At 33.3% G+C, this 24,488-nt stretch carries 18 protein-coding genes and 1 pseudogene; 16 read left to right on the top strand and 3 right to left on the bottom strand.

Going from position 1 to position 24,488, the window contains the following annotated elements; genetic code table 11:
- Positions 1–21 precede the first annotated feature (21 nt).
- From ilvB to JL193_RS06625, 6 genes and pseudogenes are all read left to right on the top strand, one after another.
- Positions 22–1,754 (top strand): annotated as a pseudogene (ilvB, locus tag JL193_RS06650) (biosynthetic-type acetolactate synthase large subunit).
- 117 nt (positions 1,755–1,871) lie between these two features.
- Positions 1,872–2,402: an acetolactate synthase small subunit gene (gene ilvN / locus JL193_RS06645; protein ID WP_207973040.1), complete on the top strand. Its 531-nt coding sequence runs from the start codon at positions 1,872–1,874 to the stop codon at positions 2,400–2,402.
- Between the two features lie 114 nt (positions 2,403–2,516).
- Positions 2,517–3,995 (top strand): ketol-acid reductoisomerase, encoded by a 1,479-nt coding sequence (ilvC, locus tag JL193_RS06640; protein WP_207973039.1) that lies wholly within the window; start codon positions 2,517–2,519, stop codon positions 3,993–3,995.
- Between the two features lie 72 nt (positions 3,996–4,067).
- The gene (gene ilvA / locus JL193_RS06635) at positions 4,068–5,330 is read left to right on the top strand and encodes a threonine ammonia-lyase IlvA (protein ID WP_207973038.1); all 1,263 of its coding nucleotides are present in this window, start codon (positions 4,068–4,070) and stop codon (positions 5,328–5,330) included.
- A gap of 51 nt (positions 5,331–5,381) precedes the next feature.
- Positions 5,382–5,912: a transposase gene (locus tag JL193_RS06630; protein WP_207973037.1), complete on the top strand. Its 531-nt coding sequence runs from the start codon at positions 5,382–5,384 to the stop codon at positions 5,910–5,912.
- A gap of 169 nt (positions 5,913–6,081) precedes the next feature.
- Entirely contained in the window at positions 6,082–7,674 is a 1,593-nt protein-coding gene (locus JL193_RS06625; protein WP_207973036.1) for an NADP-dependent glyceraldehyde-3-phosphate dehydrogenase, read from the top strand.
- Positions 7,675–7,765: 91 nt separating this feature from the next.
- Here the strand turns inward: JL193_RS06625 and JL193_RS06620 are convergent, their stop codons facing one another.
- Together JL193_RS06620 and JL193_RS06615 are read right to left on the bottom strand one after the other, a co-directional pair.
- Complete coding sequence (locus JL193_RS06620; RefSeq protein ID WP_207973035.1) at positions 7,766–8,371, bottom strand: DUF2238 domain-containing protein; 606 nt, start codon at positions 8,369–8,371, stop codon at positions 7,766–7,768.
- A gap of 285 nt (positions 8,372–8,656) precedes the next feature.
- A complete protein-coding gene (locus JL193_RS06615) occupies positions 8,657–9,484 on the bottom strand; it encodes a universal stress protein (RefSeq protein WP_207973034.1) in 828 nt (275 codons plus the stop codon).
- Between the two features lie 176 nt (positions 9,485–9,660).
- Here JL193_RS06615 and rimP point away from each other — a divergent pair, with 176 nt between their 5' ends.
- The 3 genes from rimP to infB all read left to right on the top strand — a co-directional run bounded on the left by rimP (position 9,661) and on the right by infB (position 14,249).
- Positions 9,661–10,122 (top strand): ribosome assembly cofactor RimP, encoded by a 462-nt coding sequence (gene rimP, locus JL193_RS06610; protein WP_207973033.1) that lies wholly within the window; start codon positions 9,661–9,663, stop codon positions 10,120–10,122.
- A gap of 12 nt (positions 10,123–10,134) precedes the next feature.
- Positions 10,135–11,391 (top strand): transcription termination factor NusA, encoded by a 1,257-nt coding sequence (gene nusA, locus JL193_RS06605; RefSeq protein ID WP_207973032.1) that lies wholly within the window; start codon positions 10,135–10,137, stop codon positions 11,389–11,391.
- A gap of 65 nt (positions 11,392–11,456) precedes the next feature.
- Positions 11,457–14,249, top strand: a complete 2,793-nt coding sequence (gene infB / locus JL193_RS06600; RefSeq protein WP_207973031.1) for a translation initiation factor IF-2 — start codon at positions 11,457–11,459, stop codon at positions 14,247–14,249.
- A gap of 129 nt (positions 14,250–14,378) precedes the next feature.
- On the opposite strand, the gene JL193_RS06595 is transcribed toward infB, so the two are convergent.
- Positions 14,379–14,747, bottom strand: coding sequence for an SPOR domain-containing protein (locus tag JL193_RS06595; protein ID WP_207973030.1), 369 nt, complete (start codon positions 14,745–14,747; stop codon positions 14,379–14,381).
- A 202-nt stretch (positions 14,748–14,949) separates the two neighbouring features.
- Here JL193_RS06595 and JL193_RS06590 point away from each other — a divergent pair, with 202 nt between their 5' ends.
- From JL193_RS06590 to JL193_RS06560, 7 genes are read left to right on the top strand one after another with little or no spacing between them, the layout of a single operon-like run.
- On the top strand, positions 14,950–16,254 hold the full coding sequence (locus JL193_RS06590) for a c-type cytochrome (protein ID WP_207973029.1): 1,305 nt from the start codon (positions 14,950–14,952) through the stop codon (positions 16,252–16,254).
- Between the two features lie 50 nt (positions 16,255–16,304).
- On the top strand, positions 16,305–19,370 hold the full coding sequence (locus tag JL193_RS06585) for a TAT-variant-translocated molybdopterin oxidoreductase (RefSeq protein ID WP_207973028.1): 3,066 nt from the start codon (positions 16,305–16,307) through the stop codon (positions 19,368–19,370).
- Between the two features lie 21 nt (positions 19,371–19,391).
- Positions 19,392–20,858, top strand: coding sequence for an NrfD/PsrC family molybdoenzyme membrane anchor subunit (nrfD, locus tag JL193_RS06580; protein ID WP_207973027.1), 1,467 nt, complete (start codon positions 19,392–19,394; stop codon positions 20,856–20,858).
- Between the two features lie 2 nt (positions 20,859–20,860).
- Positions 20,861–21,388, top strand: a complete 528-nt coding sequence (locus tag JL193_RS06575) for a DUF3341 domain-containing protein (RefSeq protein ID WP_207973026.1) — start codon at positions 20,861–20,863, stop codon at positions 21,386–21,388.
- A 10-nt stretch (positions 21,389–21,398) separates the two neighbouring features.
- Positions 21,399–21,947 (top strand): c-type cytochrome, encoded by a 549-nt coding sequence (locus tag JL193_RS06570; protein ID WP_207973025.1) that lies wholly within the window; start codon positions 21,399–21,401, stop codon positions 21,945–21,947.
- 27 nt (positions 21,948–21,974) lie between these two features.
- Complete coding sequence (locus JL193_RS06565; protein ID WP_207973024.1) at positions 21,975–23,417, top strand: quinol:cytochrome C oxidoreductase; 1,443 nt, start codon at positions 21,975–21,977, stop codon at positions 23,415–23,417.
- A 34-nt stretch (positions 23,418–23,451) separates the two neighbouring features.
- Entirely contained in the window at positions 23,452–24,456 is a 1,005-nt protein-coding gene (locus tag JL193_RS06560; RefSeq protein WP_207973023.1) for a cytochrome c oxidase subunit II, read from the top strand.
- Positions 24,457–24,488 lie beyond the last annotated feature (32 nt).

Here is a 24,488-nt window from a genome sequence, read left to right as displayed (position 1 = left end):
CATCAAAAAAAAATAAAACATATGGAAACACAAACCATACAAAACAAGCAAACATCAGCAAAAGTTACAGAGAGAATTTCTGGGAGCGAAGCAATTGTAAGATGTTTAATAGCCGAAGATGTAAAAATTATTTATGGTTATCCTGGAGGTGCAATTATGCCAGTTTATGACGAACTGTATAAGTATCAAGATAAAATTCATCATGTGTTAACACGTCATGAACAAGGAGCCACACATTCTGCACAAGGTTTTGCAAGAATTTCTGGAAAAGTGGGTGTTGCAATTGCAACTTCGGGGCCAGGAGCCACCAATTTAATTACAGGAATTGCAGATGCGCAGATAGATTCTACACCAATGGTTTGTATTACTGGTCAAGTTCCTTCTCATTTATTAGGAAGCGATGCCTTTCAGGAAACAGATATTGTAGGTATTTCTACACCCGTTACAAAATGGAATTGCCAAGTAACCAAAGCAGAAGACATTCCTGAAGCTTTAGCGAAAGCATTTTACATTGCAAAAAGTGGAAGACCAGGACCGGTTTTAGTAGATATTACAAAAGATGCACAGTTCGAAGAGTTCGATTTTTGTTACAAAAAATGCGAGAAAATAAGAAGTTATACCCCAATTCCAAAAATCGTAGAAGGTTCTTTAGAAGCTGCCGCAAAATTAATAAATGAAGCAAAAAGACCATTTATTGTTTGGGGCAAGGAGTTATTTTAAGCGAAGCAGAAGAGCAATTTAAAGCATTGGTAGAAAAAGCAGAAATTCCTGCAGCTTGGACAATTTTAGGAGCATCTGCATTGCCAACTTCTCATCCATTTAATGTGGGTATGGTAGGCATGCACGGAAATTATGCACCCAATAAATTAACCAATGAATGCGATGTTTTAATTGCCATTGGAATGCGTTTCGACGATAGAGTTACAGGAAAATTAGACGAATATGCTACGCAAGCAAAAGTAATTCATTTCGAAATCGATCCAGCAGAAGTAAATAAAAATGTAAAAGCAGATGTAGCTGTTTTAGGTGATGCCAAAGTAACTTTAGAAGCGATTTTACCTTTAATCAATAAGAACTCTCATAAAAAATGGCATCAAAAATTTAAAGACTTATATGCCATTGAGTACGAAAAAGTAATAAAAAACGACATCCATCCAACCAAAGAAGGGTTAACCATGGGCGAAGTAATTAAAGAAATTAACATTCAAAGTAAAGGAGAAGCTGCCATTGTAACAGATGTTGGCCAGCATCAAATGATTGCTTGTAGATATGCAGATTTTAACAAGACCAAAAGTAACATTACTTCTGGCGGATTAGGAACCATGGGCTTTGGTTTACCAGCAGCAATTGGGGCAAAAATGGCATGTCCAGAACGCGAAGTGGTTTCTATTTCTGGTGATGGCGGATATCAAATGACCATTCAAGAATTAGGCACTATTTTTCAGCAAAAAGCAGCAGTAAAAGTGGTAGTTTTAAATAACGAATTTTTAGGAATGGTACGTCAATGGCAACAGTTGTTTTTCGATAAACGTTACGCATCTACAGAAATGATAAACCCGAATTTTGTAGCCATTGCAGAAGGATATTATTTAAAAGCTAGAAAAGTTGTAAAAAGAGAAGACTTAAAAGAAGCAGTAAAAGAGATGATGGAGAGCAAAGAAGCGTATTTCTTAGAAGTATGTGTAGAAAAAGAAGGAAATGTATTTCCAATGGTGCCTTCTGGAGCAAGTGTTTCCGATGTAAGGCTAGAGTAAGCCGAGAATATGAAGTTTGGAGACAAAAAAATAGAGTAGAGAAAACAGACAGAGAACAAAGATTAGGGTTTTGAGTAAACAACTTTGAAACTTTAAATTTTAAACCTTGAACGAGTAATGAGTACAGAAGAACAATTATATACAATATCAGTATATACCGAAAACAATATTGGGTTGTTGAATAGAGTTTCAGCAATATTTCAAAGAAGAGGTATTAACATCGAAAGCTTAAACATTTCTTCTTCGGAAATTGAAGGGGTTTCTAGATTTACAATTGTGGCCAATATGCTCGAAGATAATGTGAAGAAAATTATCGGCCAAATAGAAAAACAGGTAGAAGTTATAAAAGCTTATTACCACGATGATGAAGAAACTATTTATCAAATTTCTGGGTTGTTTAAAATAAAATCAGATTTATTATTTGAAGAACGTCAAATTCAAAATATCATTAAAGAAAGCAGCGCAAGAATCGTTACTGTAAACAAAGAGTTTTTTGTCTTAGAAAAATCAGGAAAAAAAGAAGAAATAGATCTTTTACACAGAGAATTAAAACCTTTTGGAATTATGCAATACACGCGTTCTGGAAGAATTGCAGTTACCAAAGACGAAATGAAAATTTCTGCACTATTAGAAACATACAACAACTAAAAAAATAGAATAGAGAAAATAGATCAAAGAAATTAGACGGATTATCGAACACAATAAGTCTTTATTCTCTACTCTTTTTTCTCTTTTCGAATTAAACACAACTAAATAAAAAAAATGTCAAATTATTTTAACACATTAACATTAAGAGAAAAATTAGAACAATTAGGAAAATGCCGTTTTATGGACGCTTCAGAATTTGAAGATGGCGTAAACGCATTAAAAGGAAAGAAAATTGTTATTGTGGGCTGTGGAGCACAAGGTTTAAATCAAGGTTTAAACATGAGAGATTCTGGTTTAGATATTTCTTACGCTTTAAGACAAGCAGCAATCGACCAAAAAAGAGATTCATTTAAAAATGCAACTTCAAACAATTTTAAGGTTGGTAATTACGAAGAATTAATTCCAACTGCAGATTTGGTTCTAAATTTAACCCCAGACAAGCAACATACAAACGTTGTAAAAACGGTAATGCCTTTAATGAAAAAAGGAGCAACATTAAGCTATTCTCACGGTTTTAATGTGGTGGAAGAAGGCATGCAAATCCGTAAAGATTTAACCGTAATTATGGTAGCACCAAAATGTCCGGGTTCAGAGGTACGTGAAGAGTATAAAAGAGGTTTTGGTGTGCCCACTTTAATTGCTGTGCACCCAGAAAACGACCCAGAAAACAAAGGTTGGGAACAAGCAAAAGCTTACGCAGTTGCAACTGGAGGAGATAGGGCAGGTGTTTTAGCATCTTCTTTTGTGGCAGAAGTAAAGAGCGATTTAATGGGAGAGCAAACCATTTTATGTGGTTTGTTACAAACAGGCGCTATTTTATCTTTCGACAAAATGGTAGAAAAAGGAATTGAACCAAGTTATGCTGCAAAATTAATTCAATATGGTTGGGAAACTGTAACAGAAGCCTTAAAGCACGGAGGAATTACCAATATGATGGACAGGCTGTCTAATCCTGCAAAAATAGAAGCGTTTAGAATTTCCGAAGAGTTAAAAGACATTATGCGTCCGTTGTTCCAAAAACATATGGACGATATTATGACAGGTCATTTCTCTAAAACCATGATGGAAGATTGGGCAAATGACGATAAAAACTTATTAGCTTGGAGAGCAGCAACAGGAGAAACTGCTTTCGAAAAACAAGAAATTACCAATCAAGAAATTTCTGAACAAGAATATTTCGACCACGGAACTTTGTTAGTTGCCTTTGTAAGAGCGGGTGTAGAATTGGCTTTTGAATCGATGACAGAATCTGGAATTATAGATGCATCTGCATATTACGAATCTTTGCACGAAACTCCATTAATAGCAAACACCATTGCACGTAAAAAATTATATGAAATGAATCGTGTAATTTCTGATACCGCAGAATACGGTTGCTATTTATTCGACCATGCTTGTAAGCCTTTATTGGCCAACTTTATGAAAACAGTAGATACCGATATTATTGGAAAGAAATTTTCAGATTCTAATGAAGTAGATAATCAAGAATTAATTCGAATTAATAGTATTATTAGAAATCATCCTGTAGAAAAAATTGGGGCAAAATTAAGAGCTTCAATGACAGCAATGAAAGTAATAAAATCTGAAGTTTAAGAAAAATTAAATAATATATTTTTTCAGACCCTTCAGGCTCTAAAAACCTGAAGGGTCTTTTATTTTTAAAAGATGCAAACAAAACAAATTTATTTTCCAAGTTTAAAAAACATAAAAGCTGCTGCTAAAAAATTAGAAGGTGTTGCGTATAAAACGCCATTAAATGCGAATATTAATCTTTCTAAAGAATTCGATGCCAATATTTTGTTTAAAAGAGAAGATTTGCAAGTTGTACGTTCTTATAAAATTAGAGGAGCTTATAATAAAATGGCCTCTTTAAATGCCGACGAAAAACAACGAGGAATTGTTTGTGCAAGTGCAGGAAATCATGCACAAGGCGTTGCTTTGTCTTGTAAATTGCTGCAGATAAAAGGTACTATTTTTATGCCTTCGCCAACGCCAAATCAAAAAATTAACCAAGTAAAAATGTTTGGCGAAGATTTTATAGATGTGGTTATTGAAGGCGATACTTTCGATGATGCTTTTAATGCAGCAACATTAGAATGCGATTTTAAAAAGAAAGTGTTTATTCATCCTTTTAATGATAAAAAAGTAATAGAAGGTCAAGCCACAGTTGGTTGGGAAATATTAAATCAAACCGATGTAAAAATCGATTATGTTTTTGTTCCAGTTGGTGGTGGTGGGTTGTCTGCGGGATTATCATCTGTATTTAAAAATTTGTCTCCAAACACAAAAATAATCGGAGTAGAACCAGAAGGAGCACCTTCTATGTTAACATCTATTAGAAATAAAGAAAACACTTTTTTAGAAAAAATAGATGCTTTTGTAGATGGCGCTGCAGTAAAAAAAGTGGGAGATTTAAACTTTGCAATTTGCCAACAAAACCTGCACGATGTCATTACAGTTCCAGAAGGTAAAATTTGTCAGACTATTTTAGATTTATATAACAAAGACGCCATTGTTGTAGAGCCAGCAGGCGCTTTAAGTATTGCTGCCTTAGATTTTTTTAAGGAGGATATAAAAGAAAAAAATGTAGTTTGTGTAGTCAGTGGAAGTAATAACGATATTACAAGAACTGCAGAAATTAAAGAACGTGCCTTATTATACGCGAACTTAAAACACTATTTTATTGTTAAATTTCCACAAAGAGCAGGAGCTTTAAAAGAATTTGTGGCAGAAATTCTAGGACCTAATGACGATATTACTCATTTTGAATATACCAAAAAAACAAATAGAGAAAATGGCGCAGCAGTAGTGGGCTTAGAATTAAAAACATCTGCAGATTTGGCACCATTAATCAACCGAATGAAAGAACGTAACTTCTTTGGAGAGTATTTAAATGACAAACCAGATTTGTTTCAGTTTTTGGTGTAATAAAATAACAGATCGCAACACAACAAAGGGTTTAACCCCCTTGCTATAGGGATGAACGAAAAACCATATCATATAACAACAGCAATTCACGACAGCAGAACTTCATCAAGAATGATAAGGTTTAAAGTTCGAGAACGAAGAGAAATGGGCACAAATCCATATCCAAAAATTATCTATTTTACAGAGGAAGAAGAATTATTAGTTGCACAAACAATTTCAGAAATTGTAAAAGAAGATCATTTAAAACTGTTGGCTTTTAATATTTGTTCAGATCATATTCATTTGTTGTTGGTTTGTGATATCGATGATATTTCAAAAATAATGCAGAAGATAAAAGGAAGAACTTCATTTATTTTGAATAAAAGCAAGGGATTTAAACCCCTTGTTGTAGGAGGAAAAAAGAATAAACCTTTATGGCAACAAAAATATAGTGCACCAAAAGAAATTACATCAGAAATACAACTTAACAATACGATCCAATATATACAGACTAATAGAAGAAAGCACAAACTACCACCACATAAAGATATTTTGCAAGATATTATTAATAAAATGTGTTGTAGAATAGAAGATGCTTTTTAATAAGAGGTTTAAACCTCTTGTAACATACAATTACCGAAATCCTTTTCGTCTTTTAAGATAGAAACAGAACGTTTTACGGTAATTTTTAGTTAATTTTGATACGTAAATAGGTCTAAATATTTACAGTAAAATCAATCAATATCTTAGACAAATTTTTAAATTTCAACTTATGAAGAATACTTTTAAAGAAATTCCGAACGAATATAAAATCACATCACTTGTAAACCAAAATACCTATTTAATTGGTGGTGAATTAAAAGAATGGAAAGGCACAAATGCAGATGTTTACTCAACAATTTCATCAACAAAAGAATATAAACCAACTTTATTAGGAACTGTACCAAATTTAACTGAAAATGAAGCGATAGATGCTTTAAATGCAGCTTTAAAAGCATACGACCAAGGGCAAGGTTTATGGCCAACGATGAAAGTAGAAAGTAGAATTGCTGCGATGGAAAAGTTTGTGGTTCAAATGAAAACCAAAAGAGAAGAAATTGTAAAATTGCTAATGTGGGAAATAGGTAAATCGTTGCCAGATTCTGAAAAAGAATTCGATAGAACTGTAGAATATATTTACGACACGATTGAAGATTACAAACAAATGGACAGAAATTCTGCAAAGTTCGAAAAAAATAGCGGAGTTCATGCACATATTAGAAGAGGACCTTTAGGAGTGGTTTTGTGTTTAGGGCCTTACAATTATCCTTTAAATGAAACATTTGCATTGTTAATTCCTGCTTTAATTATGGGAAATACAGCCATTTTTAAGCCAGCAAAACACGGAGTTTTATTATTATCGCCTTTATTGGAAGCGTTTCAAAATAGTTTTCCTGCAGGAGTTGTAAACATTATTTATGGTAGAGGTCGAGTTTTGGCAACACCAATTATGAAAACGGGTAAAGTAGATGTTTTAGCATTGATAGGAAACAGTAAATCTGCCAATGCAATTCAGGCGAATCATCCGCAGAAAAATAGATTGCGTTTGGTATTAGGTTTAGAAGCTAAAAACCCAGCAATTGTGTTGCCAGATGCCGATTTAGATTTGGCAATTTCAGAATGTATTTCTGGTACAACTTCGTTTAACGGACAACGTTGTACAGCATTAAAAATAGTATATGTGCATGAGCATATTGTAGATGAATTTAATAAGCGTTTTGCAGCAAAAGTAGATGCTTTAAAATTTGGAAATCCTTGGGAAGATGATGTAAAATTAACCCCATTACCAGAAGTAGGAAAACCTGCATACATTCAAGAATTAATTGACGATGCTATTGAAAAAGGCGCAAAAATTATCAATAAAAAAGGAGGAGAAACTACCGAAAATTATATTTTCCCAGCAGTTTTGTATCCCGTTTCTAAAGATTCCAGAGTTTTTGAAGAAGAACAATTTGGTCCTGTAATTCCAGTAGTTTCATTTAAAAACATTCAAGAACCTTTAGACGATATGGCTGCATCTAATTATGGACAGCAAGTAAGTGTTTTTGGTAGTGAAGTAAAAACCTTAGCACCGTTAATTGATACTTTGGTAAACCTAGTGTGTAGAGTAAACTTAAATAGTGCTGCACAAAGAGGGCCAGATGTATATCCTTTTACAGGTAGAAAAGATTCTGCCGTAGCAACTTTAAGTGTACACGATGCTTTGCGTTCGTTCTCAATTAGAACTTTTGTTGCATCTAAAGATACAGCGTATAATAATGCTATTTTACAAGAATTGTTAGATAAAAAAGCATCTAATTTTATTAGTACAGATTATATTTTGTAGCAATACATTTAAAAGAAAATAATTGCCTTAAGCAAAACTTATTATACCATTTCTTGTTTTATCTTACCGTAATTTCAAACAAGAAATGGTATTACACTTTATTGTTTAACTTTTTTAGTTGCTTATTATGGACTTTACTTAAAGTAAGCAATGCTAAAATGGCCCCTAATAAAGCCAACGCCATGTCAGATTGTGTGTCCCAAACATAGCCTTGTGTTCCTAAAAAATCTGCTGCAGATTCTCCAGAGAAGGCAGCAACAAACCATTCAATTAATTCGTAAAAAGCACTAAAACCTAAACAAAACATTACAATTAAAAAATTTTCCCACGCTTTAGAATTTATTATTTTTTTTCTGATAAAAATTTCTCTGGCAATCATTGCAGGAATAAATCCTTGTGCTAAATGCCCCACTTTATCGTAACTGTTTCTAGACATATCTAACAGATCTTTTATAGTGTTAAAAAGAGGAACTTCTGCATAAGTATAATGTCCGCCAACCATTAAAATAATACAATGAATTAAAATTAAAATATACACCAAACGTGTTAATGGAAACGATTTTTCTGTTTGCCATAAAACGATAAAACCAATTATCGCAGGCAAAACCTCTAGAAACCAAGTAAAATAATCATAAGGTTTTATGGCAGACCAAATTAAAACAGCAAAAAAGAGTACAATCCAAATTATTCGAAACATCTGTGGTTATTTTTATTTCGAAGATAAACAAATCTTCCAAACAAATTTAGACGAAAGTGTATTTAGCAACAAACAAAACCTTACGAACCTGAGGTCGAAAAATTGTATATAAAAACATTATTATTTTAAAATCAAGTGTTTGTGAGTTCGAGTTTTACTAAAATTAAAATCTATTTTAATTGAAAATAGCAAACGAAGTTTAGAGAATAGTTGTAAAACTAGAATTTTAAACAAAACATAGTATGTCAATCTATAAAGTTCGTGAATTTTTGTGTAATAACGATCCTAAACCTTTACAGTAAACATTGGTTTTAAAGCCTTTTTAGATAGGTTTTTGGTAACACTTGCCGTAAATAAATGCGAAATTCCACTTCTGCCATGTGTGCTTAAAGCAATCAAATCGGCTTTTTTTTCTTTAGAAAAATTAATAATTCCTTCCTCAACAGAAGTATCATTATATACATTTATAGAGTGTTTGGGTAAATTATACTCTTTTATAAAATTTTTTACTTTTTGTTTTGTATTTGCAGTACTTTCAAAATTAGAAGGCGTATTTATTTTTAATAAATGCACTTTACTATCAAAAGCATTCGCAAAATCTAAAAATTTAGCAAACACTTCTTTGTTGTCTTCTTTAAAGTTAGAGGCAAAGACTAAATTCTTCAATTTAAATTTTTTAGAATCTTTTTTTACAACAATTACAGGTGTTTTAGAGGTTCTTACAATTTTTTCGGTGTTAGATCCAATAATTATTTCTTCAAATTCAGAATGCCCCTTGGATCCCATAATTATTAAATCGGCATCAATTTTATCAGCATATTTTTTAATACCATCAAAAGGCGTGTTTAGTTTTATAAAATATTCAACAGGAATGTCTTCAGAAAAAAAAGATTTTTTAAAATCCAAAACTTTTTCTCTAGTTTTTCTTAGGTACAACATGCTTTCTGGAATGCTAAATTTACTACCAGAACCCATGTCTATAACTCCAGTAGGCAATTCTATCATATGTATTAAATACACAGTAGCCTTGGCTTTTTTGGCAATTTTTGCAGCCATTTTTGCAGCATATTCAGACGGTTTAGAAAAATCGATAGGCACTAAAATTTTTTTCATAAGTCGATATTTTAAGAAGTTAATTTGCTGATATCTAAAGTTACAAAAAAATAATGAATTAGAGTTGCTTTGGTAAATCATAAACAATTCGTATATTTGCATCGAAATTTATTGTAAATGGAGGATTGTAGGGGACTTAAAGTCCCCTCTTTTTATACTTTATTTTAAGGATTAAGATGGATCAAAAAATAGTAAAAGACCTAGTAAACGAAGCATTGGCACTTAACGAGTCGCTTTTTTTAATCGATTTATCAATTTCAGAAAACAATAAAATTCAGGTTTTGGTAGATGGAGATCATGGCGTTCCTTTAAGCGAATGTATTCGAATTAGTAGAAATATAAATAATAATTTAGATAGAGAAGAGGAAGATTATTCGTTGGAAGTCTCTACGCCAGATATTTCTAATGCGTTAACAGATAAGAGGCAGTATAAAAAGAACATCAATAGAATATTAAAAGTTAAAACTGCGGAAGAAGAATTAGAAGGAATTTTAACAGAAGCAAATAAAGATAAAATTGTTTTGCGATGGAAAGCAAGAGAACCAAAACCAGTAGGTAAAGGAAAAGTTACTGTAGAAAAAACAGCAACAATAGAGTATAAAGATATTAAAGAAGCAAAAGTGAAGATTGTATTTTAAGCCAAAAATGTAATGGAAAATATAGCGTTAATTGATTCGTTTTCAGAATTTAAAGATAATAAAAGTATAGACAGGGTAACCTTAATGTCTATTTTAGAAGAAGTATTTAGAGCTGCTTTAAAACGTAAGTTTGGGTCCGATGATAATTTCGATATCATTATAAACCCAGATAAAGGAGATTTAGAAATTTGGAGAAATAGAGTTGTAGTTGCAGACGGCATGTCTGAAGATGATAATGAAGAAATAGAATTAAGCGAAGCAAGAAAAATCGAGCCAGATTTCGAAATTGGCGAAGATGTTTCAGAAGAAGTAAAACTAATCGATTTAGGAAGAAGAGCTATTTTGGCATTGCGTCAAAACCTAATTTCTAAAATTTACGAGCACGACAGTACAAATATCTTTAAACATTTTAAAGAATTAGAAGGCGAACTGTATAGTGCAGAAGTGCACCACATTCGTCACAATGCAATTATTTTGTTAGATGACGATGGAAATGAAATTGTATTGCCAAAAAGCGAGCAAATTCGTTCAGATTTCTTTAGAAAAGGAGATTCTGTAAGAGGCGTTATAAAAACCGTAGAATTAAGAGGCAATAAACCAGCAATTATTATGTCTAGAACCTCGCCACTATTTTTAAATAAATTATTCGAGCAAGAAATTCCAGAAGTTTTCGACGGATTAATTACAGTTGAAGGCGTTGCTAGAATACCTGGAGAAAAAGCAAAAGTAGCAGTAGATTCTTATGACGATAGAATAGACCCTGTTGGAGCTTGTGTAGGGGTAAAGGGATCAAGAATTCATGGCATTGTGCGTGAATTAGGAAACGAAAATATAGATGTTATTAATTATACCAAAAACGAACAATTGTTTATTTCAAGAGCCTTAAGTCCTGCAAAAGTAACTTCAATGGAAATAGAAATGTACGAAGAAGAAAAAAATGGTAAAAAAGGACGTGTAAACGTACTTTTAAAGCCAGAAGAAGTTTCGAAAGCAATAGGTAGAGGGGGTGTAAATATTCGTTTAGCAAGTGAGTTAACAGGTTACGAAATAGACGTTCAAAGAGAAGGTTTAGAAGAAGAAGACGTAGAGTTAACAGAATTTGGAGACGAAATAGAAGATTGGATTATTAAAGAATTCAAAAACATTGGTTTAGATACCGCAAGAAGCGTATTAGAAACAAGTGTTGCAGAATTGGTGAAAAGAACCGATTTAGAAGAAGAAACTATTTTAGATGTGCAGAGAATTCTAAAAGAAGAATTCGAAGAATAGTTAAAAATTAAAGAGTAACGTAAAAAAGCATATTTTTACAAAAATTAAAGGCTAAAAAATAATATATGTCTGAAGGCAAAACAACGAGGCTTAATAAGGTTTTAAGAGAATTAAACATTTCTCTAGATAGAGCAGTAGAATATTTGGCGGATAAAGGTCATGAAATAGAATCGAGACCCACCACTAAAATTTCTGCAGATGTCTATCAAGTCTTACTAGATGGCTTCCAAACAGATGCCAGTAAAAAAGCAGCATCTAAAGAAGTTGGTGAAGAAAAGCGAAAAGAAAAAGAAGCTATTCGTGCAGAGCTTGAAGCGAAACAAGAACGTAAAAAAGCCGAAGAAGCTAAGAAAGAAGAAATTTTAAAAGCAAAAGCAACAAAGCTAGAGTTAAAAAAAGTAGGTAAAATCGATATCGATACTATTGGAAAAAAACCTACAGAGAAAAAAGAAACTGTTGCAGAAAAGCCAAAAGAAGAAGCTCCAAAAGCAGTAGAACCTAAGAAAGAGGTTGTTGCAGAAAAGCCAAAAGAAGAAATAATTAAGGCAGAAGTACCAAAATTAAAAGGATTAAAGGTCGTTTCTAAAATAACAAAAGAAACTCCAAAAAAGGAAGTTCCAAAAAAAGAAAATACAGTATCAGCTAAAAAAGAAGAAACACCAAAAGAAATTACTGCAGAAAATGCAGAAGCAATAAAAACGCAGTATAAAAAATTAGATGGCCCCAACTTTACAGGTAAGAAAATCGATTTAAAACAATTCGAAAAACCCAAAAAGAAAAAACCAGAAGCTAAAAAAGATACAAATTCAGATTCAAAAAGGAAACGCAAGCGCATTAGCAAACCAAGTGGAGGTGGCGTAGGAAGACCATTACCAAACAGAGGCTCAGGAGGAGCTAGAGGAGGTTATAAAGGAAGAGGAAATAACACAAGACCAGCCGTTAAAAAAGAAGAACCAACAGAAGCAGAAATTCAAAAGCAAGTAAGAGAAACTCTTGAGAAACTGCAAGGAAAATCTTCTAGAGGAAAAGGTGCAAAATACCGTAGAAACAAAAGAGAAGCGCACAGAGAGCACACAGAAGCAGAATTAGAAGCACAAGCATTAGATAGCAAAATCTTAAAAGTAACAGAATTTGTTACCGTAAGTGAAGTTGCTACAATGATGGATGTACCTGTAACAGACATCATATCTGCATGTATGTCTTTAGGAATGATGGTAACCATGAACCAGCGTTTAGATGCAGAAACATTAGTTATTGTTGCAGAAGAATTCAATCATAAAGTAGAATTTGTTGGCGCAGAAGTAGAAGAATCTATCGAAGAAGTAGAAGACAAACCAGAAGATTTAATAACAAGAGCACCAATTATTACAGTAATGGGGCATGTAGATCATGGTAAAACCTCTTTATTAGACTATATTAGAAAAGCAAATGTAATTGAAGGCGAAAGTGGAGGAATTACGCAACACATTGGAGCGTATTCTGTAAATGTTGGCGACCAAAAAATTGCATTTTTAGATACACCAGGTCACGAGGCCTTTACAGCCATGAGAGCACGTGGTGCACAAGTAACAGATTTAGTAATTATTGTAGCTGCAGCAGACGATGATGTAATGCCACAAACCAAAGAAGCAATTTCTCACGCGCAAGCAGCAGGAGTGCCAATTATATTTGCAATTAACAAGATAGACAAACCAAATGCGAATCCAGATAATGTAAAAACACAATTATCTCAAATGAACTTGTTAATTGAAGAATGGGGTGGAAACATTCAGTCGCAAGATATTTCAGCAAAAACAGGAGAAGGAATTCCTGAATTACTAGAAAAAGTTTTATTAGAAGCAGAAATTTTAGAACTAAAAGCGAATCCTAACAAAAACGCTGTAGGTGCAGTAGTAGAAGCACTATTAGACAAAGGTAGAGGTTATGTAACCACTATTTTAGTGCAAGCAGGAACGTTAAAAATCGGAGATTACTTATTAGCTGGGAAACACAGTGGTAAAGTAAAAGCAATGTTCGACGATAAAGGAAATAATTTGCAAACAGCAGGGCCATCTACACCAGTATCTATTTTAGGATTAGATGGCGCGCCACAAGCAGGAGACAAGTTTGTTGTTTTCGATGACGAAAGAGAAGCAAAACAAATTGCCTCTAAACGTTCTCAATTACAACGCGAGCAGTCTGTAAGAACTCAAAAAACATTAACATTAGCAGAAATTGGGCGTAGAATAGCGTTAGGAGACTTTAAAGAATTAAACATTATCTTAAAAGGAGATGTAGATGGTTCCGTAGAAGCCTTAACAGATTCTTTCCAAAAATTATCTACAGAAGAAATTCAAGTAAATATATTACACAAAGGTGTTGGAGCCATTACAGAAAGTGATGTCTTACTAGCAACAGCTTCAGATGCAATTATTGTTGGGTTTAATGTACGTCCGCAAGGAAATGCAAGAGCTGTTGCAGATAGAGAAGAAGTAGATATTAGAACCTACTCTATTATTTACGATGCAATCAACGACCTGAAAGATGCCATGGAAGGAATGCTATCTCCAGAAATGAAAGAAGAAGTTACAGGAAATGTAGAAATTAGAGAAGTTTATAAAATTTCTAAAGTAGGTAACATTGCAGGCTGTATGGTAATATCTGGTAAAATCTTTAGAGACTCTCAAGTGAGAGTTATTAGAGATGGAATTGTAGTTCACGACGGAGTATTATCATCATTAAAACGTTTTAAAGACGATGTAAAAGAAGTAGCAAAAGGATACGATTGCGGACTTCAAATTAAAAATTACAACGACATTCAAGAAGGCGATTTAATAGAAGCTTACAAAGAAGTAGCTGTTAAAAAGAAGTTGAAGTAAACCCATTTTTTCATACAAACAAAAAAAACGAAATTCGTAAGAATTTCGGTTTTTTTGTTTGCCTAGTATCAGAAAAAAAATCAGCTTTTAAATACTAAATACTAAATACTAAATACTAAATACTAAATACTACTTTCCCATTGGAACAACAATAATTCCAGAAAACTCTTCTTGAAAAATTAGAAGTGCTCTATCTGCATCTAATTTCGTTTTATAGTTTCCAACTTGTACTTTCCATTCAGGAGCATTATACACCAATCTAGAATACACTCTAGGATACAGTATTTTAAATTGTGCTTGTTTTCTTTTAGCAGTGGTTTCTTTACCATTGTAAATTTGAATTTTATACCCAAAACCTACAACTTTATCATAATCTCTTTTTTTTTCGATAAGACGTTTAATTTCTTCGCTGCTGTTCGTAGCATTTTGTGCAGACAAGGTGGTCGTACCAAAAAACAAACTCACAAATAATATCTTTAAGAATAATGTATTTTTCATAGATTAAAATCTTTCTACAAAAATAACGACTTCATTAAGAATAAATTGAATAAAATACTTATTTAGAATTATTATAAATTAATATTTAACGTTCCTTTAGCTTTTCAGAATTTGGCAATATGTAGTACTTTTGTGCAACTGTTCAAAAATCATGTTTTTTTGAGCGAATTTATACACATTACTAAAATTATAGTTTGTAAATATGAAAAGTGTAGCATTGCACAGTAGCCTAACTTCATTGTTCCTTAAAGGACTTACATTACTTTTATTTTTTGCATTTAGCATTTCTTCGTATTCGCAAGATATGGACGAAGCTCGTCAAAAAAGAGGAAAAGCATTATTTAAATCTCTATGTGCTTCTTGCCATAAATTAGACAAGAAATTAGTAGGGCCAGCTTTAGGAAATGTAGAAGATCGAAGAGAAAATGATTGGTTGATAGCTTGGATTAAAAATAATGCAGAACTAAGAGCTTCTGGAGATAAACAAGCAATTGAAATTTACGAGGAATATAATGGATCTAACATGACTGCTTTTCCGCAGTTATCTGATGCAGATATAAATGATATTTTATACTACACAACCGTTGGAGAAATTAAAAAAGCCCCAGTTGTTGCAGAAGGTGTAGCTACAGGCGCTCCTACAGGAAGTGCTCCAGAATGGTTAATTTACTTATTGGCAGCTGCAATTGTAGTAGCTTTTTTAATGATTGCCAGCTTGTTAAAACAAGTAAGTGAGCTAAAAGGAAATAAAACGCCAGAAGTACAATCGAATTTAAAAAGAGATTTGCAAGAACTATGGGTTGGTGTTAAGAAAAATACTTTCTTAAAAGTTTTAGGAACGATCTTTTTACTTTTAGTTGGTGCTTATTTTGTTTTTGGTGCTTTGTTCCAAATAGGGGTAGATGAAGGGTATCAGCCAATTCAGCCAATTGCATTTTCGCACAAGATTCACGCAGGAGACAATAAAATCGACTGTCAATATTGTCACTCTTCAGCAAAACACAGTAAACATTCAGGAATTCCTTCTGTAAATGTTTGTATGAATTGTCATAAAAATATTTCTGAAGTCGCAGAAAATACAGTAGTAGAATTAGAAGACGGTGTTGTTTTAGGAAAAGCAGAATTAGATTTAGAAATTGCTAAAGTTTACAAGGCTGCAGGTTGGGATCCAGATATATTAGAATATACAGGAGAAGAAAAACCAATCAAATGGGTTAAAATTCATAATTTACCAGATTTTGTTTACTATAATCACTCTCAGCATGTAACAGTTGCAGGAATTGCTTGTCAAAAATGTCATGGACCTGTTCAGGAAATGGAAGAATTATACCAATATTCTCCATTAACAATGGGTTGGTGTATAGACTGTCATAGAGAAACAAAGGTAGATTTAAAAAATAACGATTATTACGAGAAAATTCATAAACAATTGGCAGAAAAGTATGGCACAGAGCAAGTTACAATTTCTCAGTTGGGTGGGTTAGAGTGTGGTAAATGTCATTATTAATTATAATTAAAAGGTTTTTTAAATCTTTCAATCATTAAATAAAAGCATAAATGGCTTCAAACAAAAAATACTGGAAAAGTGTTGAAGAACTAAAAGGTAGTTCTGTTGTTGAAACGCTGGGTAAAAATGAATTTGTAGAAAATATTCCTACAGACGATTTTTTAGGTGATAAAGAAACATTAGAGAATTCTTCTACATCTCGTAGAGATTTCTTAAAATATGTTGGCTTTACAACAGCTGCAGCTTCATTAGCAGCTTGCGAAGGACCTGTTATCAAGTCCATTCCATACGTTGTAAAACCAAATGATATTATTCCTGGAGTTGCAGATTGGTATGCTACTTCTATAGCAGACGGTTTCGATTTTGCGAATATTTTAGTAAAAACAAGAGAAGGTCGTCCAATTCAAATTATGCCAAATAAAGAGGCAAATGGAACTACAAGTGCAAGAGTACAAGCTTCTGTTTTATCTTTATATGACGAAAAACTTCGTTTAAAAGAGCCTTCTAAAAACGGAAAAGCCATTTCTTGGGCAGATGCAGATAAAGAAATAGGTGTAGAATTGTTAAAATTAAAAGAAGCTGCAAAACCAGTAGTTTTATTAACAGGAACAATGGCAAGTCCGTCAACAACCAAAATTGTCGAAGACCTTATAGTAGCACATCCAAACATTTCTCATGTTGTGTACGATGCAGTTTCTGAAGCTGCAGCTGTAGATGCATTCGAAGCAATGTATGGTAAAAGAGCGCTGCCTAACTACAAATTAGAAAATGCAAAAACAATCGTTTCTTTCGGAGCAGATTTCTTAGGAGATTTTCACGGAGGATTCGAAAAAGCATACATACAAGGTAGAAAACCAGAAACAGGAAAAATGTCTCGCCACATTCAAGTGGAGAGTAATATGTCTTTAACAGGTGCAAATGCAGACAAGCGTATTGTTGCAAAACCATCTGATGTTGTTTTTGCTTTAATTAATCTATACAACGCAATTACAAAAGAAGGAGTAGCTTCTAAAGCAACACCTATTGATGTTGAAATTCAAAAAATAGCACAAGAATTAAAGAAGTCAGGTTCTAAAGCAGTTGTTATGACTGGCGTGAATGATATCAATGCGCAATTAATTTCTTTAGCAATAAATAGAGCTTTAAATAGCGAAATTTTAGATACTAATAACTCATTAAATATCCGTCAAGGAAATTACGAGCAAGTTCAAAAATTAGTTTCAGAGGCAAAATCTGGAAAAATAGGAGGTTTAATTACTTATAATGTAGATCCAGTTTACAGTTTAGAAAACGGAACTGCTTTTGCAGAAGCATTAAAAAATGTATCGCTAAAAGTTGCTATTTCTGTCGAAAACAATGCAACTGTAAACGCAATGGATTATGCATTACCTGCAACACATTTCTTAGAATCTTGGGGAGATACTAATTTTTCTGAAGGAAATTACGGCTTAATGCAACCTACAATTCAGCCATTATTTAAAACACGTCAATTTCAAGACACGTTATTAAAATGGTCTGGAAACGCAACTTCTTATTACGATTATTTAAAATCTTTTTGGTCTGCAGAAATTTTAGGAGGTAGTTCTTGGAACAAAGCACTACACAATGGTTTCTTTCAAAAAGAAGCAGTTGCTACTGAAGATGCTGTAGAAGCCCCAAAAGAGGTTTCAATTGCAGAAGCAGCAAGAATTTTAAAAATGAACACCACTCCTTCTGGAATGGAGTTAAATTTATATACAAAAACGGGTTTAGGAGATGGTAAGCAAGCGAACAATCCTTGGTTACAAGAGTTTCCAGATCCAATTACAAGAGCATCTTGGGATAATTACTTAACCATTTCTATGGCAGATGCTAAAGAAATAGGTTTTTCTAATCCTGTAAAAGACAATGGAGCCATTAATGGAAATTATGCGAAAGTAACCGTAAATGGTGCAGAAGTGGTAGTTCCTGTTATGGTGCAACCAGGTCAAGCAAAAGGCTCTGTAGGTTTGGCATTAGGTTACGGAAAAACTTTTGGTTTAAAAGAAGAAATGCAAGTGGGTGTTAATGCATATCCTTTGTACAAAGGTGGTAATAACATTCAATACAATGTAAAAGTAGAGAAAGTGTCTGGAACGCATAAATTTGCTTGTACACAAGTACAAAAAACAATTGCGGGTCGTCACGATATTTTAAAAGTAACGTCTCTAAAAGACTATAAAACTGTAGATCCTAAAGATCATCATCATGGATGGAATAAACCAGCATATGTTTCTTACGACCACAAAGAGGTAGAAGCAAATACGATAGATTTATGGGACGAGCACAATAGAGAAATTGGGCATCATTTTAATTTATCTATCGATTTAACTTCTTGTACAGGTTGTGGTGCTTGTGTGGTTGCCTGTCATGCAGAAAACAATGTGCCAGTTGTAGGTAAAAACGAAGTAAGAGTTGGTAGAGATATGCATTGGTTGCGTATAGATAGATATTACTCTTCTGAAGTAGAAACAAGAGAAGAAGCAAAAAAAATAGGGTTAAGTAGAGGCGAAATGTATGAAGCATTAGAAACCGAAGCAGAAAATCCTGAAGTTACTTTTCAACCAATGATGTGTCAGCACTGTAACCACGCTCCTTGTGAGACTGTGTGTCCAGTTGCAGCAACTTCACACGGTCGTCAAGGTCAAAACCAAATGGCATATAACAGATGTGTTGGTACAAGATATTGTGCAAACAACTGTCCATATAGAGTACGTCGTTTTAACTGGTTTAATTATGCAAATAATAACGAGTTCGATTTTAATATGAATAACGAATATGGTAAGATGGTATTAAATCCAGATGTGGTAGTTCGTTCAAGAGGAGTTATGGAAAAATGTTCGATGTGTATTCAAATGACACAAGCAACCATTTTAAAAGCGAAAAAAGAAGGAAGAAAAGTAAATACAGATGAGTTTGAAACAGCTTGTTCTTCCGCTTGTACAACAGGAGCTATGGTTTTTGGAGATGTAAATAACAAAGAAGACCAAGTAGCTACATTAGCAAAAGACAAAAGAGCTTACAATGTATTAGATTATCTTCAAACGAAGCCTAATGTAATATATCAAGTGAAAGTTAGAAATACAAACGAAGCGTAATTAAATTTTAAGATATAAAATATGTCTCATTACGAAGCACCCATAAGGGAACCTTTAGTATTAGGTGATAAAAGTTATCACGATATTACCGAAGACATTGCAAAACCTATAGAAGGTAAAGCAAATAAGAATTGGTACATGGCATTTTATATTTCTTTAGCAGCAATGCTTTGGGGATTTGGATGTATCTTTTACACAGTTGGAACAGGTATTGGAGTTTGGGGATTAAACAAGAACATCGGTTGGGCTTGGGATATTACCAACTTTGTATGGTGGGTTGGTATTGGTCACGCAGGAACATTAATTTCTGCAGTACTTTTATTATTCCGTCAAAAATGGAGAATGGCCATTAACCGTTCTGCAGAAGCAATGACAATTTTTGCCGTTTTTCAGGCAGGATTGTTTCCAATTATTCACATGGGACGTCCATGGAATGGATATTGGGTAATGCCAATTCCAAATCAGTTTGGCTCTCTTTGGGTAAACTTTAACTCGCCATTATTATGGGATGTATTTGCAATTTCAACCTATTTATCTGTATCGTTAGTTTTCTGGTGGACAGGTTTATTGCCAGATTTTGCAATGATTCGTGATAGAGCTGTAAAACCTTTTCAAAAGAAAATTTATGCTTTATTATCATTCGGTTGGTCTGGTAGAGCAAAAGATTGGCAACGTTTCGAAGAAGTATCTTTGGTATTGGCTGGTTTAGCAACACCATTAGTACTTTCTGTACATACAATTGTATCTATGGACTTTGCTACTTCTATCAACCCAGGTTGGCACTCAACAATTTTTCCACCTTATTTCGTAGCTGGGGCAATCTTTTCAGGATTTGCAATGGTACAAACATTATTAGGTATTATGAGAAAGGTTACTAATATGGAAGAATATATTACACGTTTACACGTAGAATATATGAACATTGTAATTATTCTAACTGGTGGAATTGTAGCAGTAGCTTACGCAACAGAATTTTTTATAGCTTGGTACACAGGATCGCCTTACGAAAACTACACCTATTTATCAGTAGGTGCAGCAACAGGACCTTACGCATGGGCATTTTATTCACTATTATTCTTTAACATTTTAACACCACAGTTACTTTGGTTTAAGAAAATTAGAAGAAGTTTTATATGGTCTTTTATCATATCGATATTTATTAATATTGGTATGTGGTTTGAGCGTTTCGATATTATTGCGATTGTGTTAAGTAAAGGTCATTTACCATCTACTTGGTGGCGTTTTGAGCCAACGTTTGTAGATGTAGGTATTTTTATTGGAACCATTGGATTCTTCTTTGTATTGTTTTTATTATATGCAAGAACATTCCCAGTAATTGCACAAGCAGAAGTGAAAACCATCTTAAAATCTTCTGGTGAATTTTACAAGAAGAGATTAGCACAAGGTATTCCAACAAAACCAACAGTTGTTATTGCTGAAAAGAAAATTATTGAAGTTGATTCTTCAGATAAAAATATAAAAGAATAATTATGGAATTATCAAAAGTTATTCACGCGTTTTATACCGATGACGAAGTTTTGTTAGATGCAGTAAAAGCTGTAAAGGCAAAACACCATCATATAGAAGAAGTATTTTGCCCTTTTCCAGTTCATGGATTAGACAAAGCAATGGGCTTAGCACCAACAAGATTGGCCATTACTGCGTTTCTTTACGGAATTACAGGTTTATCAGTCGCAATTTGGTTAACAAATTATATTATGATTAACGATTGGCCACAAGACATTGGTGGTAAACCAAACTTTACTTGGTGGGCAAACATGCCCGCTTTTGTGCCAATTATGTTCGAATTAACGGTGTTTTTTGCAGCCCACTTAATGGTAATTACTTTTTATATGAGAAGCAGAATTTGGCCATTTAAAGAAGCAGAAAATCCAGACCCACGAACTACAGACGATCATTTTTTAATGGAAATACCTGTTCATAATAACGAAGCTGAATTAACAGAATTGTTAACAAACACAGGAGCTGTAGAAATTAATATAGTAGACAAGCACTAATATATAGATAATGAAGAATTTTAAATTAATTATCGCTTTAGTAGTTGTCGCAAGTTTTATGTCTTGTGGCAATAAAAGAACACCACAAGTACAATTTATGCCAGATATGTATGAATCTGTACCTTACAATGCAGACGCCGCAAACGGTTTAAATGGAAACCCTGTTAATTCGAAACCAGTGGCTGGTACAATTCCAAGAGGTGGAGCTCCAGCATACGATATACCAGATACAACTGAAGGATATGAGCAAGCCAAAACAGAGCTTAAAAATCCATTAGAAAAGACAAAAGAAAACTTAGAAAATGGAAAAGCAATGTACACTATTTACTGTGCATCTTGCCATGGTAAAAAAGGAGATGGAAATGGATATTTGGTAGAAGCAGATAAATTTGCTGGAATACCCAACTACAAAGATAGAGATATTACAGAAGGGAGTATATACCACGTAATTATGCATGGTAAAAACTTAATGGGGTCACACTCATCTCAATTAACATACAAAGAACGTTGGCAAGTGGTACAATATGTGGAAGCATTACGTGCAGATTTGTTAAAATAAATTACAAAAAGAAAGAATACGAAAGATATGTATCAATTCTCAGGTAAATTAAAAATATTCTCTTTAGCACTAATCGTATTAGGAGCTTTAGGTATTGCATTTAGCTTTTATAGTGGATCTCAAATGACCGTTGAGAGTGCTAAAGAAATTATAGCCAATCAATCTCATGGAAATACTCATGGCACGTCTCATGATAAAGTTGTTAAAAGCCATTCAGCAACTAAAGAACACGATACAAGCGGTTCTCATGCAGGTACTGGAAATATAGATAAAGAAATGAGTGCTCATGGAGCTCATGGAGACGATTCTCATGCAGAGCACGTTTTACACCAATTACAAAACAGACCTTGGTCTGCTTTTTATGTAGCCTTATTCTTTTTCTTAGGTACTACTTTATTAGTATTGGCATTTTATGCTGCACAAAGAGTAGCACAATCTGGTTGGTCTATTGTTTTATTTAGAGTAATGGAAGCAATTACCGCAAATTTAGTTCCAGTATCTATTTTAATGTTGGTTTTTATAGGCCTAACAGTAGGGCACTATAACCATATGTTTTCTTGGATGACACCTGGTACATTTGATCCTACAAGCGAAAATTACGATGCTATTGTAGATGGTAAATCTTGGTGGATGAATGTTCCTGGATGGGCAATAAGAAGTGTTGTATATTTATTACTTTGGAATTTATATAGATGGTTTATTAGAAGAAATTCTATTGCAGAAGATACTGCAAACGACGGATTTAAAACCTACAAGAAAAACTATAATGCCTCTGTAATATTCTTATTCATTTTTATGATTACAGAATCTATGATGTCTTGGGACTGGATTATGGGATTAGACCCACACTGGTTCTCAACATTATTTGGCTGGTATGTTTTGGCGACATTACTGGTAAGCGCTTTAACGATTATTGCTTTTGTAACCATTTATTTACGTTCAAAAGGAGCTTTGCCAAAAGTTAACGATAGCCATATTCACGACTTAGCAAAATTTATGTTTGGTTTCTCGGTATTTTGGACATACTTATGGTTCGCACAGTTTATGCTAATTTGGTATGCAGATATTCCAGAAGAAACTACATATTTCTTAGCAAGATTTAACGAATACAAATTGCCGTTTTTAGGAATGGTTGTTATGAACTTTGTGTTTCCAGTATTGTTATTATTAAATAGCGACTTTAAGAGTGTTCCTTGGTTTGTTATTATTGGAGGTATTGTAATATTAGGCGGTCATTATGTAGATGTATTTATTATGGTAATGCCTGCAACAGTTGGTGGTCAATGGTTTTTTGGAATACCAGAAATTAGTGCACTATTATTTTTCTTAGGAATATTTATATATACAGTATTTAGTGCATTTGCAAAAGCAAACGCTGTACCATTAGGAAATCCGTTCTTGCAAGAAAGTGAACATTTTCACTATTATAATATAGAACACAAAGGAGAAGGATCCGCAGATCATCATTAATAAATAATTAATTAAAAATTAAGACAAGATAAATATGCTAGCTCTATTTTATATTTTTATAGGTGTTGCAATCGGTGTAAGTGTTTGGCAAATTACCAGAATTATGAACTTTAGAAGTTCTATTGCCAACGATAATGATAATGCTGCTCAAGGAAAATTTGCTATTGGTTTTATGGCTTTTTTATATGCTATGATGATCTACTGTTTAATTTTCATGAACGTAATAATGCTACCAGAATCTGCCTCTATTGAAGGAGAACACGACGATAATTTATTCAACATTACCTTTTGGTTAATTGGAATTGTACAATTTATCATGCAATTTCTTATCTTTTATTTCACTTTTAAATATAGAGGAAGTAAAGATAGAAAAGCAAAATTCTATGCAGATAGCCATAAATTAGAATTTATCTGGACAATTACTCCAGCCATTGTTTTGGTGGGTTTAATTGGTTATGGTTTGTGGCAATGGAACAATGTTATGGATTTATCTGATGATGAGGCAATCGTTATTGAAGTCTATTCGCAACAATTTCGATGGGATGCACGTTATGCAGGAGAAGACAATACACTAGGTTTAGGAAACGTAAACTACATAAAAGGTATCAACATTTTAGGTGTAGATATGACAGATAAAAACGCTGCCGACGATAAACAAGTAACAGAATTGTATTTACCAAAAGGTAGAAAAGTTCATTTTAAATTTCGTTCGCAAGACGTTTTACACTCTGCTTACATGCCACACTTTAGAGCCCAAATGAATTGTGTTCCAGGAATGGTTACAGAATTTGGTTTCACACCAAAATACACCACAGAAGAAATGAGACAACAACCAGAGGTTATCGAAAAAACCAATGGAATTAATAAAATAAGAAGAGCAAAAGGAGAAGACCCTTATGTATTTGATTATTTGTTGTTGTGTAACAAAATTTGTGGAGCTTCTCACTACAACATGCAAATGAAAATTACGGTTGTAGAACCAGAAGAATACGAAAAGTGGATTGCAGAGCAACCAACATTAGCAGAAGTTATTAAATAAATTAGTTTAAAAAAGACACTACAAATAATAAG

This window comes from Polaribacter batillariae (genome assembly GCF_017498485.1).
Taxonomy (GTDB): Bacteria; Bacteroidota; Bacteroidia; order Flavobacteriales; family Flavobacteriaceae; genus Polaribacter; species Polaribacter batillariae.
The sequence above is the reverse complement of the archived record's forward strand: the minus strand, read 5'-3'. Positions and strand labels throughout refer to the sequence as shown.